This is a genomic window from Actinomadura sp. 9N215, from assembly GCF_044326345.1.
GTDB lineage: Bacteria > Actinomycetota > Actinomycetes > Streptosporangiales > Streptosporangiaceae > Spirillospora.
In genome coordinates, this window is record NZ_JBIRBA010000027.1 from 117,153 (window position 1) to 131,718 (window position 14,566).

The following is a 14,566-nucleotide window of genomic DNA, read 5'->3' on the forward strand; positions in this document are numbered from 1 at the left end:
ACCGTACGGGGCGGCGAAATCCGCCCCTCGGGATAGACACTTTGCACAGGGATTGCGATGCCGCCCACGCTGGCCTCCGTGGCCGCCCTCCCGCAGCTCGGCCTCCGGTCGCTGACCGGGCCGCTGCCGGACGCGCTCGTCGTCTGGGTCGCGGTCAGCGAGCTGGAGGACCCGACGCCCTTCCTGGAGGGCGGCGAGCTAGTCCTCACCACGGGCATGCGGCTGGGCGGTGCGAACGCCGCGGGCTACGTGTCCCGGCTGGTCGGACGCGGCGTCGCCGGGCTCGGGTTCGCGGTCGGCGTCATCCACGACGACGTCCCGCCCGAGCTGATCGCCGCGGCGCGGGAGCAGGGGCTCGTCCTGCTTGAGGTGCCGCGGCCGACCCCGTTCATCGCCATCGGCAAGGCCGTCTCGCGGATGCTCGCCGCCGAGATGTACGAGGACGTGACCCGCGCGTTCCAGGCGCAGCGCGAGCTGACCCGCGCCGCCCTGACCGGTCCCGGCGCGCTCGTCGCCCGGCTGGCGCGGCTGCTCGGCGGGTGGGCGCTGCTGCTGGACGCGTCCGGGGCCGTCCAGCACGCCGAGCCCGCCGCCGCCCGCGACCGCGCCGCCGCCATCGCGCCGGAACTGGCCCGGCTGCGGCGGGGCCGCCCGGCGGACGGAGGCGCGCCCGCGAGCGTGGCGCTGGCCGTCCCCGGCGACCACATCGTGGTGCAGCGGATCGGGCTGGGCGGACGGCCGCGCGGCTTTCTCGCCGTCGGGACGGGCGCGCCGCTCCCCCACGTCGCGCACACGATCGTCGGCGCGGCCATCGCGCTTCTCACACTCCAGTCGGAGACGCCGCGGACCGGCCGGGAACTGCGGGCCTCGCTCGCGGCGCTGCTGCTCGGACGTCCAGGCGACGGCCCGGCGGTGCCCCGCGGGCCGGTGCGCGTGCTGGCCTGCGCGGGCGGGGACGCCGTGCTCGACGTCCTGGAGTCCGACCCGGCGGGGGCGCGGTGCCTGGCGCTCCCGCTCGACGGGCGCGCCGCCGTGATCGTCCCGGACGAGGTGGCCGACGCCGTCGAGCCCCTGCTCGCCGCCACCGGCCCGATCGGCGTCTCCGATCCCGCCACGGACGATCTCGGAAGCGCGTTGCGACAGGCCGAGGAGGCGCTGGCCGCGGCCGTCCGGACGCGCCGGGACGCCGTCCGCTACTCCGCGCTTCCCGGGCAGGGCGTCCTCCAGCTCCTCGACCCGGGCCCCGCGCACGCCTTCGCCGACGCGCTCCTCACCCCGCTCCGCGACGAGGACCTGGTCGAGACCGTGCGGGCGTACGTCGCGGCCAACGGGCAGGGGGAGGCGGCGGCGCGGGCGCTCGGCGTCCACCGGCACACGCTCCGGTCACGGATGCGCAAGGCGGCCGAACTCCTGGACCGCGACCTCGACGATCCGGCCGTCCGCGCGGAGCTGTGGATCGCGCTCGCCATCACGTCCAGTCCGGACGACCGGATTGGACAGCGTGGAGACTCGCATACGCCCCCGCCGGAGATAGCGTGAAGCCATGAACGTGACCCCATTCTGGCTGGCCGGCCGGCCCGAGACCGGTGACGGCGAGCTCACCGTTACGCATCCCTATGACGGCCGCGTGGTCGGGACGGCGGCCGTCCCGACCCCCGGGCAGGTGGAGGAGGCCGTCGCCGCGGCGCACGCGGTCCGCGCGCGGGCGGCCGCGCTGCCCCTGCACGTGCGGGCCGAGGCGCTCGCGCACGTGTCCGCGCGGCTCGCCGAGCGGGCCGAGGAGGTCGCCCGGCTGATCACCGGCGAGAACGGCAAGCCGCTGCTGTGGGCGCGCGGCGAGGTGACCCGCGCGATCTCCACGTTCCGGTTCGCCGCCGAGGAGGCCCGCCGGTTCAGCGCCACCACGCAGCGGCTCGACACCGACCCGGCCGCCGAGGGCCGGATGGCCTACATCACCCGCGTGCCGAAGGGCCCGGTGCTCGGCATCTCGCCGTTCAACTTCCCGCTGAACCTCGCCGCCCACAAGATCGCCCCGGCGATCGCGGCCGGGACGCCGATCGTGCTGAAGCCCGCCCCGGCGACGCCGCTGTCCGCGCTGCTGCTCGGCGAGCTGCTCGCCGAGTCCGACCTGCCCGCCGGGATGTTCTCCGTCCTGCCGGTGCCGAACGACCGGGCGTCCGCGCTGGTCGACGACCCGCGCCTGCCGATCGTGTCGTTCACCGGGTCCGTGCCCGTCGGCTGGGCGATCAACGACCGGGCGCCGCGCAAGCACGTCACGCTCGAACTCGGCGGGAACGGCGCGGCGGTCGTCCTGCCGGACGCCGACCTCGACTGGGCCGCCAAGCGCATCGGCCTGTTCTCCAACTACCAGGCGGGGCAGAGCTGCATCGCCGTCCAGCGCGTCTACGTCGACCGCTCCGTCTACGACGAGTTCGTGCCGAAGCTCGTCGAGACGGTCGGCACCCTCGTCACCGGCGACCCGTGGGACGACAAGACGCAGGTCGGCCCGCTCGTCAGCCGGGAGGCGGCCGAGCGCGTCGAGTCCTGGGTGGACGAGGCCGTCGCCGCGGGCGCCAAGGTCCTGACCGGCGGCACCCGCGAGGGCGCCGCGTACGCGCCCACGGTGCTCGGGGACGTCCCCACCGACGCGAAGGTGTCCCGCGAGGAGGTCTTCGGGCCGGTCATGTTCGTCCAGGCCGTGGACGGCGTTGACGACGCGTTCGCGCTGGTCAACGACTCCAAGTTCGGGCTCCAGGCGGGCGTGTTCACGCGGAGCATCGACATCGCGTTCCGGGCGCACCGCGAGCTGGAGGTGGGCGGCGTCGTGATCGGCGACGTCCCGTCCTACCGCGCCGACCAGATGCCGTACGGCGGCGTGAAGGACTCCGGCGTCGGCCGCGAGGGGCTGCGCTCCGCGATGGCCGACTACACGGAGGAGAAGGTCATGATCCTCACGGGTCTGCCGCTCTAACCCTGCTGTCTCTAACCCTGTTCCTTCGAGCGGCGGGGCCCTGCGTACAGTCCGGTGCGCAGGGCCCCGGCCGCTTCGGACATCGCCTCCTGGAACCGTCCGCCCAGCGACCACATGTTCGCGAAGCCGTGGATGAGGTCGTCCTGGCGCCGCAGCGCGACCGGGACCCCGGCCTCCTCCAGCCGCCGCGCGAACGCCTCGCCCTCGTCCCGCAGCGGATCGAACCCGGCCGTGACGAGGTACGTCGGCGGGAACCCGCTGACGTCCGCGGCAAGCAGCGGCGACGCGGACGGGTCGGCGCGCCGCGCCTTGTCCGGGCAGTAGTGGCCGCTGTACCAGGTCATGTCGGCGTCGGTCAGGTAGAACCCGGCCCCGAACAGCTCCCGCGACCGCCGCCTGACCGTCATGTCGGTCGCCGGGTAGAACAGCAGCGCGAAGGCGGGCCTGCGCTCGGCGAGCACCCCGACGACGGCCGCGAGGTTGCCGCCCGCGCTGTCGCCCCCGACCGCGACGGCCGCCGGGTCGGCGCCCAGTTTCTCCGCGTTCGTGGCCGCGTACTCGAAGGCGGCCAGCGCGTCCTCGGGCGCCGCCGGATACCGGTGCTCCGGCGCGAGCCGGTAGTCGACCGACAGCACCCGCACCTCGGCGTGGACGGCCAGGTAGCGGCACACCGTGTCGTGCGTGTCGAGGTCGCCGATGACCCAGCCGCCGCCGTGGTAGAAGACGAGCAGCGGGGAGCCGTCCGGCAGGCCCTTCGGCGTGTAGAGCCGTGCCGGGACGCCGCCCGCGTCGACGTCCCGCGTCCGCACCGGACGCGCGGGCACCCGGTTGAGGTAGATCCGCCCACGCCGGAGGCCCTGCCGCGCCTCCGCCACCGTGGGCGCGCCCAGGCGCCCGCCCTCCAGCCGCGTCATCAGGACCAGGAGCTGGGCGTCCAGGTCGAGCTCCTGGCCGTCCAGCCGTATCGGCGCCCCGGCCACCAGCCGCTTCACCGGCCTGGGCAGCTCGAACACCGCGCGAAGCAGGCCCCTCGTGAGCCGGGGCGGGGCGATCTCACTCAGTCGCGGCATCATTCCTCCCGGGGACGCTTCGGCGCCGCTGATCGTAGCGTCCGGGCCGGTAAGGCTCCGCTCAGCGGGTCGCCTTGTGCGCGGGGCGCGATACGGACGGGACCGGCGCCGTCCGTAGCGCCCTGCCCGGCCGGGGGATGAAGAGCCCTGCGAGCGCACCGCCCAGGGACAGCGCGCCGCTCACCGCGATCGCCGGGGCGAACCCGTCGGCGAAGGTGTGCGCGGTGCCGTACCCGCCCCCGGCGGTGAACACCGCCGCCAGGATCGCCACGCCGAACACCGCCGCGAACTGCCGGACGGTGTTGAAGACGCCCGACGCCTTCCCGATCTCCGGCGGCGCGACGGCGTTGATGACCGAGGTCTGCGCGGCGGGCATCGCCATGCTGACCCCGGCGCCCGCGAGCACCATCGGCGCGACGAGCTGCCAGTACGCCATCGACGGCTCGGCGACGAGCCCGATCCACCCCATCCCGGCGGCCTGCATGCCCAGCCCGGCGGCGGTGAGGACACGGGACCCGACGCGGTTCACCAGCGCCCCGGCGACGGGCGCCACCACGGTCACGGTCGCCGTCCACGGGACGAGATGCAGCCCGGTCGCCATCGGCCCCAGCCCCAGGCCCGCCTGGAGGAACTGCGTCATGAAGAACAGCGAGCCGTACAGCGACGCGTACATGAACAGCCCGGCCGCGTTGCCTGCGGAGAAGCCGCGCGAGCGCAGCAGCCGCATCGGCACCATCGGCTGCCGGACGCGCAGCTCCCAGCCCACGAACGCCGCCAGCAGCACCACACCGGCCGCCAGCGCGCCGACCGCCTCGAACGCGTCCCAGCCCACCGCGCCGGCGCGGATCAGGCCCCAGACCAGCCCCAGCGCGCCGCCCGTCACCAGCACGACGCCGCCGAGGTCGAAGGACGCCCCGCCGCCGCGGCTCTCCGGGACGCGCCGCAGCACCAGCGGGATCACGGCCAAGCCGATCGGGACGTTGAGCCAGAAGATCCACTGCCAGGCCAGTCCCTCGGTGACGATCCCGCCGACCACCGGCCCGGCCACGACCGCCAGGCCGGTCAGCCCCGCGAAGATCCCCAGGGCCTTGGCGCGCCGCTCGGGCGGGAACCCGTTGCTGAGCAGCGCCATCGCCAGCGGCATCACCAGCGCGGCCCCGCCGCCCTGGACGGCCCGCGCGGCGATCAGCCAGCCGATCCCGGGGGCCAGGGCGCACGCCGCCGACGCGGCCGTGAACAGCCCGAGACCGGCGGCGAACATGCGCCTGCGCCCGAGCCGGTCGCCGAGCGCGGCCCCGGTCATCAGCAGCGCGGCGAAGGTCAGGTTGTAGGCGTTCACCGTCCATTCGAGCTGTTCGAGGCTGGCGGACAGGTCCTGCTGGATACTCGTCAGCGCGGTCGCCACGACCGTCGCGTCCAGCGCCACCATCAGCGACGCCGCCGCGGTCAGGCCGAGCAGCCAGCCGCGTGTCCTCTGCGCCATGCGCGGTCCTTAGAGTCTCGGGTGAAGGGATTTCACCGGTCACCTGTACAAACCGGCCAAGCCGTGAGATTCAGCGGACGAGACCCGACGACTTCGGCCGCCGTCGCCGGTCAGTACATGGGGAGGTGCGTCCTGATGAAGACCGATGAGAGAGACACCGGGCCGGAGGAGTTCGCGCGGCTGACGGACCCGTTCCGGCGCGAGCTGCTGGCCTACTGCTACCGCATGCTCGGTTCCGTCCACGACGCAGAGGACCTCGTCCAGGAGGTCTACCTGCGCGCATGGCGCTCGTACGCCGGATTCGACGGCAGGGCGTCGCTGCGGACGTGGCTGTACCGGATAGCGACCAACACCTGCCTGAACGCCCTGGAACACAGCAGCCGCCGCGTGATGCCGTCCGGCCTCGCCGGCCCGTCGGACGACCCGCCGCCGCCCCGCAACTTCGCCCCCGAGGTGACCTGGCTGGAGCCGTTCTCCGAACGGCTGATCGGCCGCGCGCCGGAGGACCCGGCCGCGATCGTGGCGTCGCGGGCCGGGCTGCGCCTGGCGCTGATCGCCGCGCTCCAGTACCTGCCCGGCAGGCAGCGGGCCGTGGTGATCCTGCGGGACGTGCTGGCCTGGCCGGCGGCCGACGTCGCCGAGCTGCTCGGGATGACCGGCGCGGGGGTGAACAGCACGCTGCTGCGCGCCCGGGCCCGGCTGGAGCGGCTCGTCCCCGCCAGCGACGAGATCACCGAGCCGGACGACCCGGTGCGGCGCGAGCTCCTCGACCGGTACGCCAAGGCCTTCGAGGCGGTCGACATCCCCGCGATCACCCGGCTCCTCACCGAGCAGGCGTCCTGGGAGATGCCGCCCGTCCCGCAGTGGTTCACCGGCCGGGACGCGATCGCACGGCTGCTCAGCGCGCGGCTGTCACCGGTCCCCGGCTATACCCGGCTCGTGCCGACGGAGGCGAACGGCCAGCCCGCATACGGCATGTACCTGCGGCGCGACGACGACGTCCTGCGCGCCCACTCCCTCCAGGTGCTCACCGTGACCAGGTCCGGCATCGTCCACATATCGAGCTTCATCGACGACACCTTGTTCGCCTACTTCGACCTCCCCCTCACCCTCCCCTGACCACGCGACCGACCCCGGCCGGACGGAACCCCCATCCCTGAAAGGCTTCTGGCGCCCTCGCGGCCATGGCTAGGATCGTCGCGGCCGGGTCGCAGGGCGTGACGGGAGTGGTGGATGCAGCGAGCGTGGAAGTTGCTGACGGGCTATGTCGACGTCGCCGTGGCATTCGTCCTCGCGGTCGCCATCCTCGGCCTGGACATCGCGGGGGTCGCCTCCACCAAGGTCGTGCAGAGCGCCACCATGGCGACCCTGGCCGTCGTCTCCCTCGTGCTGCTGCGCGACCGCGCCCGGAGCGACACCCGCGGCGACGAGGTCCAGCAGTCCGTGAAGGCGCTGCAGAAGCAGATGGACGTGCGCGTCATCAGCGGCCACGAGTGCAACCGCATCCTGACCGAGGCGCGCCGCGAGACCGACCGGTGGGTGTTCCGCGGCGCCACCGGCGCCTACATCCGCGCGGTCACGCTGCCGGAGTGCGTGTCGAGGGCCAAGCCGAGGCGGCGCAGGCTGGAGTTCCGGATGGAGATCCTCGACCCCATGAACCCGGACCTGTGCCACCAGTTCGTGCGCCTGCACCAGCGGCTCGCGACCGGCCCGGACAGCCCGGAGCAGTCGTGGACGGTCGAGGCGACCCGCCGCGAGCTGTTCGCCACGATCCTCGCCGCGTGCTGGCACCAGCAGGACTACGAGCTCCTCGACATCGACGTCCGGCTCTCGTCCGCCTACTCGCTGCTGCGCTACGAGCTGTCGTCGAGCTGCCTGATCTTCACCCAGCGGGGGCCGGAGTTCCCCGCCCTCGTGATCAATAGCGGCACCCCGTCCTACCTGGTCTGGGACTCGGAGCTGCACGTCAGCTTCCAGCAGGCCAAGCGGCTGCCGCTGCAGGCCGTGAAGGGCATGCAGCTGAGCGGCGTCCCGTCCCCGGACGAGATCCGCGACCTGTTCCAGGCGCTCGGCCTGGAGCTGCCGGCCGGCTACACCGACGACGACCTGGTCGAGGTCCGCGCGCTCGCGCTGGAGTCGTCCGACCCCTACGCCTAGGCGAGGGTGACAGTGACGGGCATCTGTTTGATGCCGTTGACGAAGTTGGAGCGGACGCGGCGGACGTCGCCCGCCACGCTGATGCCGGACAGGCGCGGCAGCAGCTCCTCGAACATGATCCGCATCTCCAGGCGGGCGAGGGCGGCGCCGAGGCAGTAGTGGGGGCCGCCCTTGCCGAACGTGATGTGGTCGTTCGGGGAGCGGGTGACGTCGAAGCGGTGCGGGTCGGTGAAGACGGCCTCGTCGCGGTTGCCGGACGCGAACCACAGGACGACCTTGTCGCCCTCGCGGATCGGGGTGCCGTCCACGTCGGTGTCGCGGGTCGCCGTGCGGCGGAAGTGGTAGACGGGCGAGGCCCAGCGGATGAACTCCTCGACGGCCGTGGGCATCACGTCGAGGTCGGCGCGGAGGCGTTCGGCCTGGTCGGGGTGGTCGATCAGGGCGCGCATGGCGTGGGTGATGGCGTGCCGGGTCGTCTCGTTCCCGGCGACGACGAGCAGCAGGAAGTAGTTGTCGAAGTCGCGGTCGGAGAGGGGCTCGCCGTCCATCGGGGTCTGGTTGACGAGGCGGCTGATGAGGTCGGTGCCCGATCCGCCGCGGCGGCGGGCGGCGAGCTCGTGTCCGTACTCGAAGACCTCCAGGGCCGCGGGGCTGCGGAACGGCAGGTCGCGGTACTGCTCGCTCTCCGCGCTGTGCAGCAGGACGTCGGCGTACTCGGGGTCGGTGTTGGCGATGATCCGGTTGCCCCAGTCGATGAGGCGGCGGGTGTCACCGTCGGGGACGTCCAGCATGCGGGCGAGCACGTTGATGGGGAAGTCGGCGGCGATCTCGTCGACGAAGTCGAACGTGCCCTTGGCGAGGGCGGCGTCGAGGGTGCGGGCGGTGAGGCCGCGCAGGAACGTGGCGTACCCGGCGATGGCGCGGGGCGTGAACTCGCGCTGCAGGACGCGGCGGAGGGCGATGTGCCGGGGCCCGTCGGTCTCCAGCATGGAGCGGCGGATCTCGGCCTGGCGCTCGTCCACCTCCTCCAGGTTGACGAACCTCTCGGACGTGAACGTGGCGGAGTCGCGGTCGGCGGCCACGATGTGCGCGTGCCGGGTGAGGGACCAGAAGCCGCCGCCGCCGTCCGGCTCGGGGTTCCAGTGGACGGGCCGTTCGCGGCGCAGCGTCTCGAACATCCGCCACGGGGTCGCGTCGTCCATGAAGTTGTCGAGGTCGGCGAGGTCGACGGCCAGGGTCTCGTTCGGCAACGGGCCTCCCTTAGAGGTGGTACGCGTATTCGCGGAACTCCCAGTCGGTGACGTGGCGGCGGAAGCGCGCGACCTCGTCGCGCTTGTAGGCGAGGAAGGCGGTGACGAACGGCTCGCCGAGCACGTCGACGAGGGCCGTGTCGGCGGCGAGGGCGTCCAGCGCGGCGGGCAGGTCGCCGGGCAGGACGGGCGACTTGCCGGCGTCGTAGCCGTAGCCCTCCAGCGGCGGCGGCGCGGACGCCTTGTCGCGGACGCCCAGGTAGACGGCGGCGAGCAGGCCGGCGATCCCGAGGTAGGGGTTGGCGCTGGCGTCCCCGAGCCGGACCTCCAGGCGGGACGCGGCGCCGCGCTCGGGCGGGATCCGGACCATGGCGCTGCGGTTGTCCAGGCCCCAGTCGACCAGCCAGGGGGCGAGGCTGTCGGGGCCGAACCGCTTGTAGGAGTTGACGGTCGGGTTGAGCAGCGCGGCGAGCGCGGGCGCGTGCTCCAGGACCCCGGCGACGGCGTGGTGCGCGGTGTCGGACAGGCCGTCCGGGCCCGTGCCGTCGAGACCGGCGCCGTCGAAGACGTTGCGGCCTTCGGCGTCCAGGCAGGACAGGTGGACGTGGAACCCGGAGCCGTCCTGGCCGTTGAACGGCTTGGCCATGAACGTGGCGAGCCGTCCCTCCGTGCGGGCGATCTCCTGCACGGACGTCTTGAACCGGAACGCGCGGTCGGCGGCGTCGAGCGCGGCGGAGTGGTCGAGGTTGATCTCGAACTGGCCGCCGCCGAACTCGTGGTTGCCCATGGTCACGCCGAGTCCGAGATCGCGCAGGTGGCGGAGGGTGCGCAGGATGTGGCCGTCGGGGTCGCCGTTGCGTCCGGCGGTGTAGACGTTGCCGGGCGCGTCGGCATAGCGCCGCCAGCCGGTCGGGGAGGACGGGTCGGGCTCGCACAGGTAGTACTCGAACTCGGGCCCCGCGACGGCGTCGAGCCCGAGTTCGCCCAGCCTGGCGATGGCGCGGCGCAGCACCTCGCGGGGCCCTTCGGGGCAGAGGTCGTCGCTGGCGGGCTCGTACGCCTCACCGAGGCAGGACGCGACGCCGTCCTCCCACGGGATCTTCGCCAGGGTGGCCAGGTCGGGGCGCACGGAGATGTCGGGGAGCCCGGCGTCCAGCCCGCCGGGGACCTCGACGGTGTCGCCCCGCGGGGTCGTGTGGTAGACCGCGCGGCAGAACGACAGCCCGTGGTCGACGGCGGCGGGCAGCCGCTCGACGAGCACGTCCCGCGCCCGCTCGACGCCGATCAGATCGGGATAGGACACCCGGACCACGTCGATCCCGTCGGCGGCCAGTTCCCTCACCACGTCCTCGACCGGTCGGCTCACGCAACCCCCTCAAGTCATTTGGACTCAAACCATATGGCGGACGGACACTCCTGACAAGATTCCCCGCAGAAACGCCCTGATCGCCAGGGGGTGGAGGTGGCGAACCCGCACCCGAGCCACTATCGTACGGACCCAAACGATACGTTGGAGGAACGTGGTGGCGACCGTGCGAGGCTTCCTGCACCCCCGGACCGCGACGGGCCGCTCGTCGCTGATCCCGAGCCCGCCGTGGCACTACTCGGGCGACCTGCTCACCGTCGAGTACCGTACCGACCCCGCCCGCGTCGCCGAACTGCTCCCCGAGCCGCTGTCCCCCGCCGCCGACGACCCAGGCGCGGTCGCGATCATCTGGGCCGACTGGCAGTCGTGCTCGGAGTCCGGCGAGGAACTGCTCGACCCCGTCCGCGCGCAGTACAAGGAGTGCTTCGTCGTCGTCCGCTGCTCCTTCGAGGGACGGACGTACTCCCGCTGCGTCTACATCTGGGTCGACAAGGACTTCGCCATCGCGCGCGGCCTGCACCAGGGGTATCCGAAGAAGCTCGGCTCCATCCACCAGTCGCGTCCGCACCCCTACGGCCAGGGCGCCCCGCGGCTCGCCGCCGGGGGCCGCTTCGGCGCCACCCTGGCCGCCGCCGACCGCCGCATCGCCGAGGCAGTGGTGACGTTGCGGGAGCCGTCCGAGACGAACGGCTTCGTCAACGGGCATCCGATGGCGCACCACCGGTACCTGCCGTCCGTCGAGCCCGGCGGGCCCGCGGCGCTGGACGAGCTGATCGAGTCCGGCGCCGCCGGCTTCGAGGCCGGTCCGGCGTGGAAGGGCGACGCCGAGCTGCGCCTGTTCGACTCCCCGACCGAGGAGCTCTCCCTGCTGACGGTCGAGGAGCCCATCGCCGCCTACTTCCGCCAGGTCGGCGTCGTCTGGAACGGCGGCCGCCGCCTGGCCTGACCTCCGCCCCGCCCCGCTCCGCGAGGTCAGGTTCCGGTGCCGATCCGGGCGTAGGCGGACGGGCGCGCCCTGCGCAGGTACACGGCGAACGCCACGCCCAGCACCGCGGCCGCGAAGATGAGCCCGGGCAGCACCCACGTCAGCGAGGACCCCTTCTCCGCGCCGAGCAGGGCGTCGAAGTTGAGCAGGCTGGTGACGAACACCGCGCCCAGCCCCAGGCAGGCGACGGCGGGCGCGACCAGCCGGTTCCAGGCGTTCTCGCCCCGCCGGTCGCGGGCGAAGTAGGCCACCACGGCGGCCGACACCAGCGTCAGGAGCAGGATCACGCCGAGCGCGCCCAGGTTGGTGAACCAGTTGAAGAGCGTCAGCACGGGGTCCTTGCCGGAGAACGCGAAGACGATCACGACGACGGCGGCGAGCACGGTCTGCGTCAGCGACCCGATGTGCGGCGAGCCGTGGCGGTCGTGCGTCCGGCTCAGCGGCGACGGCAGCACGCCCTCGCGCCCCAGCGAGAAGAAGTACCGCGCCACCGCGTTGTGGAACGACAGCAGCGACGCGAAGAGGCTCGTCACCAGGAAGAGCTGCGCCATGTCGGCGAACAGCCTCCCGACGTGCTCCTCGGACAGGACGAAGACGAGCGCCGGGCCGTCCTTCTGGGCCCGTCCGACGATCTCCGAGGAGCCGGCGCCGACGGTCATGGCCCAGGCGGTGAACGCGTAGAACACGCCGATGACGGCGACGGCCACGTAGGTGGCGCGGCCGACCGTCCGGCGGGGGTCGCGGCATTCCTCGCTGTAGAGGGCGGCGGCCTCGAAGCCCATGAAGCTGGCCATCGCGAAGCAGAACGCGGCGCCGACCGAGCCGGACGTCGCGGCGTCCCAGCCGAGCGGGGCCGTCGAGACGCCGGACGGGGCGTCCGCGAGCTGCGCGAGGTCGAAGACCAGGACGGTCAGGAACTCGACCGCGAGCAGCACCCCGAGGACGCGGGCGTTCAGGTCGATGCGCCGGAACCCGAGGACGGAGACGACCGCGACGCCGCCGAGCGCGACCGTCCACCAGGGCAGGTCGATGCTCAGCTTGGCCTTGAGGAAGTCGGCCGTGGTGAACCCGAACAGGCCGTACAGGCCGATCTGCATCGTGTTGTAGGAGATGAGGGCGACGAACGCGGTGCCGACGCCCGCGATCCGTCCGAGCCCGTTGGTCACGTAGGAGTAGAAGGCCCCGGCGTTGGCGATGGACCGGCTCATCGCCGCGTACCCGCCGGTGAAGACGGTGAGCAGCACCGCCAGCACCACGTACAGCAGCGGGATGCCGACGACGCCGGTGACGGCGAACGAGGTCGGCAGCCCCCCGGCGGCGACGGTCAGCGGGGCCGACGCGGCGACGACGAAGAACACGATCTCGGGGACGCCGATGCGGCGGCGGCCGGTCCCGGCGGGCGAGGTGGACGCGACGTCTTCGGGGATCGCCATGCACGGCTCCCTTGCCGGAGCGGGCCCACGAGGTATCGTTTGGGCCCGCACGAATATGGGTCGCGAGGATCGTACGAAGTCGGCCGGGCGTCGGCAAGAGTAGATTCGCCTTCGGCCCGGGACAGGGTCGTCAGCGCCGGGCCCCTTGGAGGACGCACGTGACCGGGCACCACACACTGCAAGAGACCGAGCAGGCCATCCAGGCGCGGCTCGGGGACGTCCCGCTGCGGCACGACGCGATGATGGCCGTCTCCAACATCTACCGGGCCGCCGCCGCGATCCGGCAGCACTTCGAGAGCTCGGTGCTGCGCGGCGCCGACCTGACCTGGACCGCGTTCGTCGTCCTGTGGGTCGTGTGGATCTGGGGCGAGATGGAGACGCGCCACGTCGCCGAGGAGGCGGGGATCTCCAAGGGGACGCTCACCGGGGTCGTCAAGACGCTGGAGGGGCGCGGCCTGATCGAGCGCCGCTCGCACGCCACCGACGGGCGGCTCGTCCTGCTCCGGCTCACCGAGAAGGGCCAGGAGCTGATGCGGAGCCTGTTCCCGGCGTTCAACGCCGAGGAGGCGTTCGTGGTGGAGCGGCTGACCGGCGACGACAACCGGGGTCTCGCGCAGACGCTCCGGTCGATCATCGAGCACCTGGAGGAGGAGGGCGACGGGCGGCGCGCCTCGCTGCGGGCCGAGTCCCCGCCGCCGCCGCGCCGCTCGGGCCGCCGCTCCCGCGGCTGACCCCTTGCCCACGTTTCGTTTGGGCCCATACGATGCCGGGATGACGCCAACGCCATCGCCACGCTTCGTGCTCGTGCTCAGCGAGAACTGGACCCTCACCACAGGACGCGACCTGCCGACGCTCGTCCGGTGGGCGCGCGAGGCCGAGGACGCCGGATTCGACGCCGTCATGGTCAGCGAGCACATCGTGCTCGGCCCGGACGCGGGCGCGAAGGGCGTCATGGGCAACCCGCGCGACTACGCCTACCCCGGCAACCAGGACCCGTTCACCCCGTGGCCCGGCTCGCTGATGCTGCTCGGCGCGATCGCGCCCGTCACAAGCCGGATCAGGCTGGCGGCGGCGGCCGTCCTCGCGCCGCTGCGGCACCCGCTCGCGCTGGCCCGCGACATCGGCACGCTCGACCTGCTGTCCGAGGGGCGGCTCGTCGTCCAGCCGACCGTGAGCTGGAGCCGGGACGAGTACGCGGCGCTGAACGTCCCGTTCGGGAAGCGCGGCGCGATCCTCGACGAGCAGCTGGAGATCTGGGACCTGCTGTGGCGCGGCTCCCCCGTCACCTACCGCGGAACCCACTTCTCCTTCGAGGACGTCTACTTCGAGCCACGCGCGTACCGTCCGGACGGGCCGCGCATGTGGCTCGGCGGGCAGCACCTCCACGACCGTCTCCTCGACCGGCTCGTGAAGTACGGGCACGGCTTCCACCCGCTGGGACGCCCCACCCCGGAGGAGCTGGAACGCCTCGGCGCCGCCATGGCCGCCGCCGGACGGGACGCAGCCGACCTGGAGATGATCGGCGGCTGCCGTCCCGTGTTCCCCGACGACGACTCGGTGTCCCCGCTCGAACCGGCCCTGGAGAGCATCCCGTCGCAGCTGGAACAGGGGTTCACGACGTTCTGCATCAAACCGTCCCAGTTCACCGACGACCCGGCCGGCGTCGGCGCGTTCTGCCGCGAGGTCGTCCGCCGCGCCGAGGCGCTGACGTCATGAGGCGCTGACGTCCTGACGTCCTGACGTCCTGACGTCCTGACGTCCTGACGTCCTGACGTCCTGACGTCCTGACCGGCCGTCCGCCCGGGCTCCCCCAGGCCCCCCCCCCCGACCCCCCACCACCCGCGCCGCCCC

Annotated in this window: 12 protein-coding genes; 7 read left to right on the plus strand and 5 right to left on the minus strand. The window is 73.0% G+C overall.

The genetic code is table 11. From position 1 onward, the window contains the following. The first annotated feature begins 57 nt into the window (after positions 1-57). Both ACH34T_RS34835 and ACH34T_RS34840 read left to right on the plus strand, forming a co-directional pair. Positions 58-1,539: a PucR family transcriptional regulator gene (locus tag ACH34T_RS34835; protein WP_396025223.1), complete on the plus strand. Its 1,482-nt coding sequence runs from the start codon at positions 58-60 to the stop codon at positions 1,537-1,539. Positions 1,540-1,543: 4 nt separating this feature from the next. Continuing rightward, entirely contained in the window at positions 1,544-2,971 is a 1,428-nt protein-coding gene (locus tag ACH34T_RS34840; protein ID WP_396025224.1) for an aldehyde dehydrogenase family protein, read from the plus strand. A gap of 11 nt (positions 2,972-2,982) precedes the next feature. Here the strand turns inward: ACH34T_RS34840 and ACH34T_RS34845 are convergent, their stop codons facing one another. Then, positions 2,983-4,041, minus strand: coding sequence for an alpha/beta hydrolase (locus ACH34T_RS34845; RefSeq protein WP_396025225.1), 1,059 nt, complete (start codon positions 4,039-4,041; stop codon positions 2,983-2,985). Between the two features lie 61 nt (positions 4,042-4,102). After that, the gene (locus ACH34T_RS34850) at positions 4,103-5,524 is read right to left on the minus strand and encodes an MFS transporter (protein WP_396025226.1); all 1,422 of its coding nucleotides are present in this window, start codon (positions 5,522-5,524) and stop codon (positions 4,103-4,105) included. Positions 5,525-5,659: 135 nt separating this feature from the next. Between ACH34T_RS34850 and ACH34T_RS34855 the strand changes: the two genes are divergently transcribed. Beyond that, the gene (locus tag ACH34T_RS34855) at positions 5,660-6,643 is read left to right on the plus strand and encodes a sigma-70 family RNA polymerase sigma factor (RefSeq protein ID WP_396025227.1); all 984 of its coding nucleotides are present in this window, start codon (positions 5,660-5,662) and stop codon (positions 6,641-6,643) included. Positions 6,644-6,757: 114 nt separating this feature from the next. Beyond that, a complete protein-coding gene (locus tag ACH34T_RS34860; RefSeq protein ID WP_396025228.1) occupies positions 6,758-7,681 on the plus strand; it encodes a hypothetical protein in 924 nt (307 codons plus the stop codon). Here ACH34T_RS34860 and ACH34T_RS34865 read toward each other — a convergent pair. Both ACH34T_RS34865 and ACH34T_RS34870 read right to left on the minus strand, forming a co-directional pair. Then, the gene (locus ACH34T_RS34865; protein ID WP_396025229.1) at positions 7,678-8,931 is read right to left on the minus strand and encodes a cytochrome P450; all 1,254 of its coding nucleotides are present in this window, start codon (positions 8,929-8,931) and stop codon (positions 7,678-7,680) included. The genes ACH34T_RS34860 and ACH34T_RS34865 overlap by 4 nt on opposite strands. Before the next feature lie 10 nt (positions 8,932-8,941). Beyond that, entirely contained in the window at positions 8,942-10,297 is a 1,356-nt protein-coding gene (locus ACH34T_RS34870) for a glutamine synthetase family protein (RefSeq protein ID WP_396025230.1), read from the minus strand. Positions 10,298-10,454: 157 nt separating this feature from the next. On the opposite strand from ACH34T_RS34870, the gene ACH34T_RS34875 reads away from it, so the two are divergent. Further along, the gene (locus ACH34T_RS34875) at positions 10,455-11,243 is read left to right on the plus strand and encodes an acetoacetate decarboxylase family protein (protein ID WP_396025231.1); all 789 of its coding nucleotides are present in this window, start codon (positions 10,455-10,457) and stop codon (positions 11,241-11,243) included. Between the two features lie 26 nt (positions 11,244-11,269). Here ACH34T_RS34875 and ACH34T_RS34880 read toward each other — a convergent pair whose 3' ends face one another. Further along, on the minus strand, positions 11,270-12,715 hold the full coding sequence (locus ACH34T_RS34880) for an APC family permease (RefSeq protein WP_396025232.1): 1,446 nt from the start codon (positions 12,713-12,715) through the stop codon (positions 11,270-11,272). A gap of 158 nt (positions 12,716-12,873) precedes the next feature. Between ACH34T_RS34880 and ACH34T_RS34885 the strand changes: the two genes are divergently transcribed. Both ACH34T_RS34885 and ACH34T_RS34890 read left to right on the plus strand, forming a co-directional pair. Further along, positions 12,874-13,446 carry a MarR family winged helix-turn-helix transcriptional regulator gene (locus ACH34T_RS34885; protein WP_396025233.1) on the plus strand — a complete coding sequence of 191 codons (573 nt, stop codon included), beginning with the start codon at positions 12,874-12,876 and terminating at the stop codon, positions 13,444-13,446. A gap of 40 nt (positions 13,447-13,486) precedes the next feature. Then, complete coding sequence (locus tag ACH34T_RS34890) at positions 13,487-14,431, plus strand: TIGR03619 family F420-dependent LLM class oxidoreductase (protein ID WP_396025234.1); 945 nt, start codon at positions 13,487-13,489, stop codon at positions 14,429-14,431. Positions 14,432-14,566: the final 135 nt, after the last annotated feature.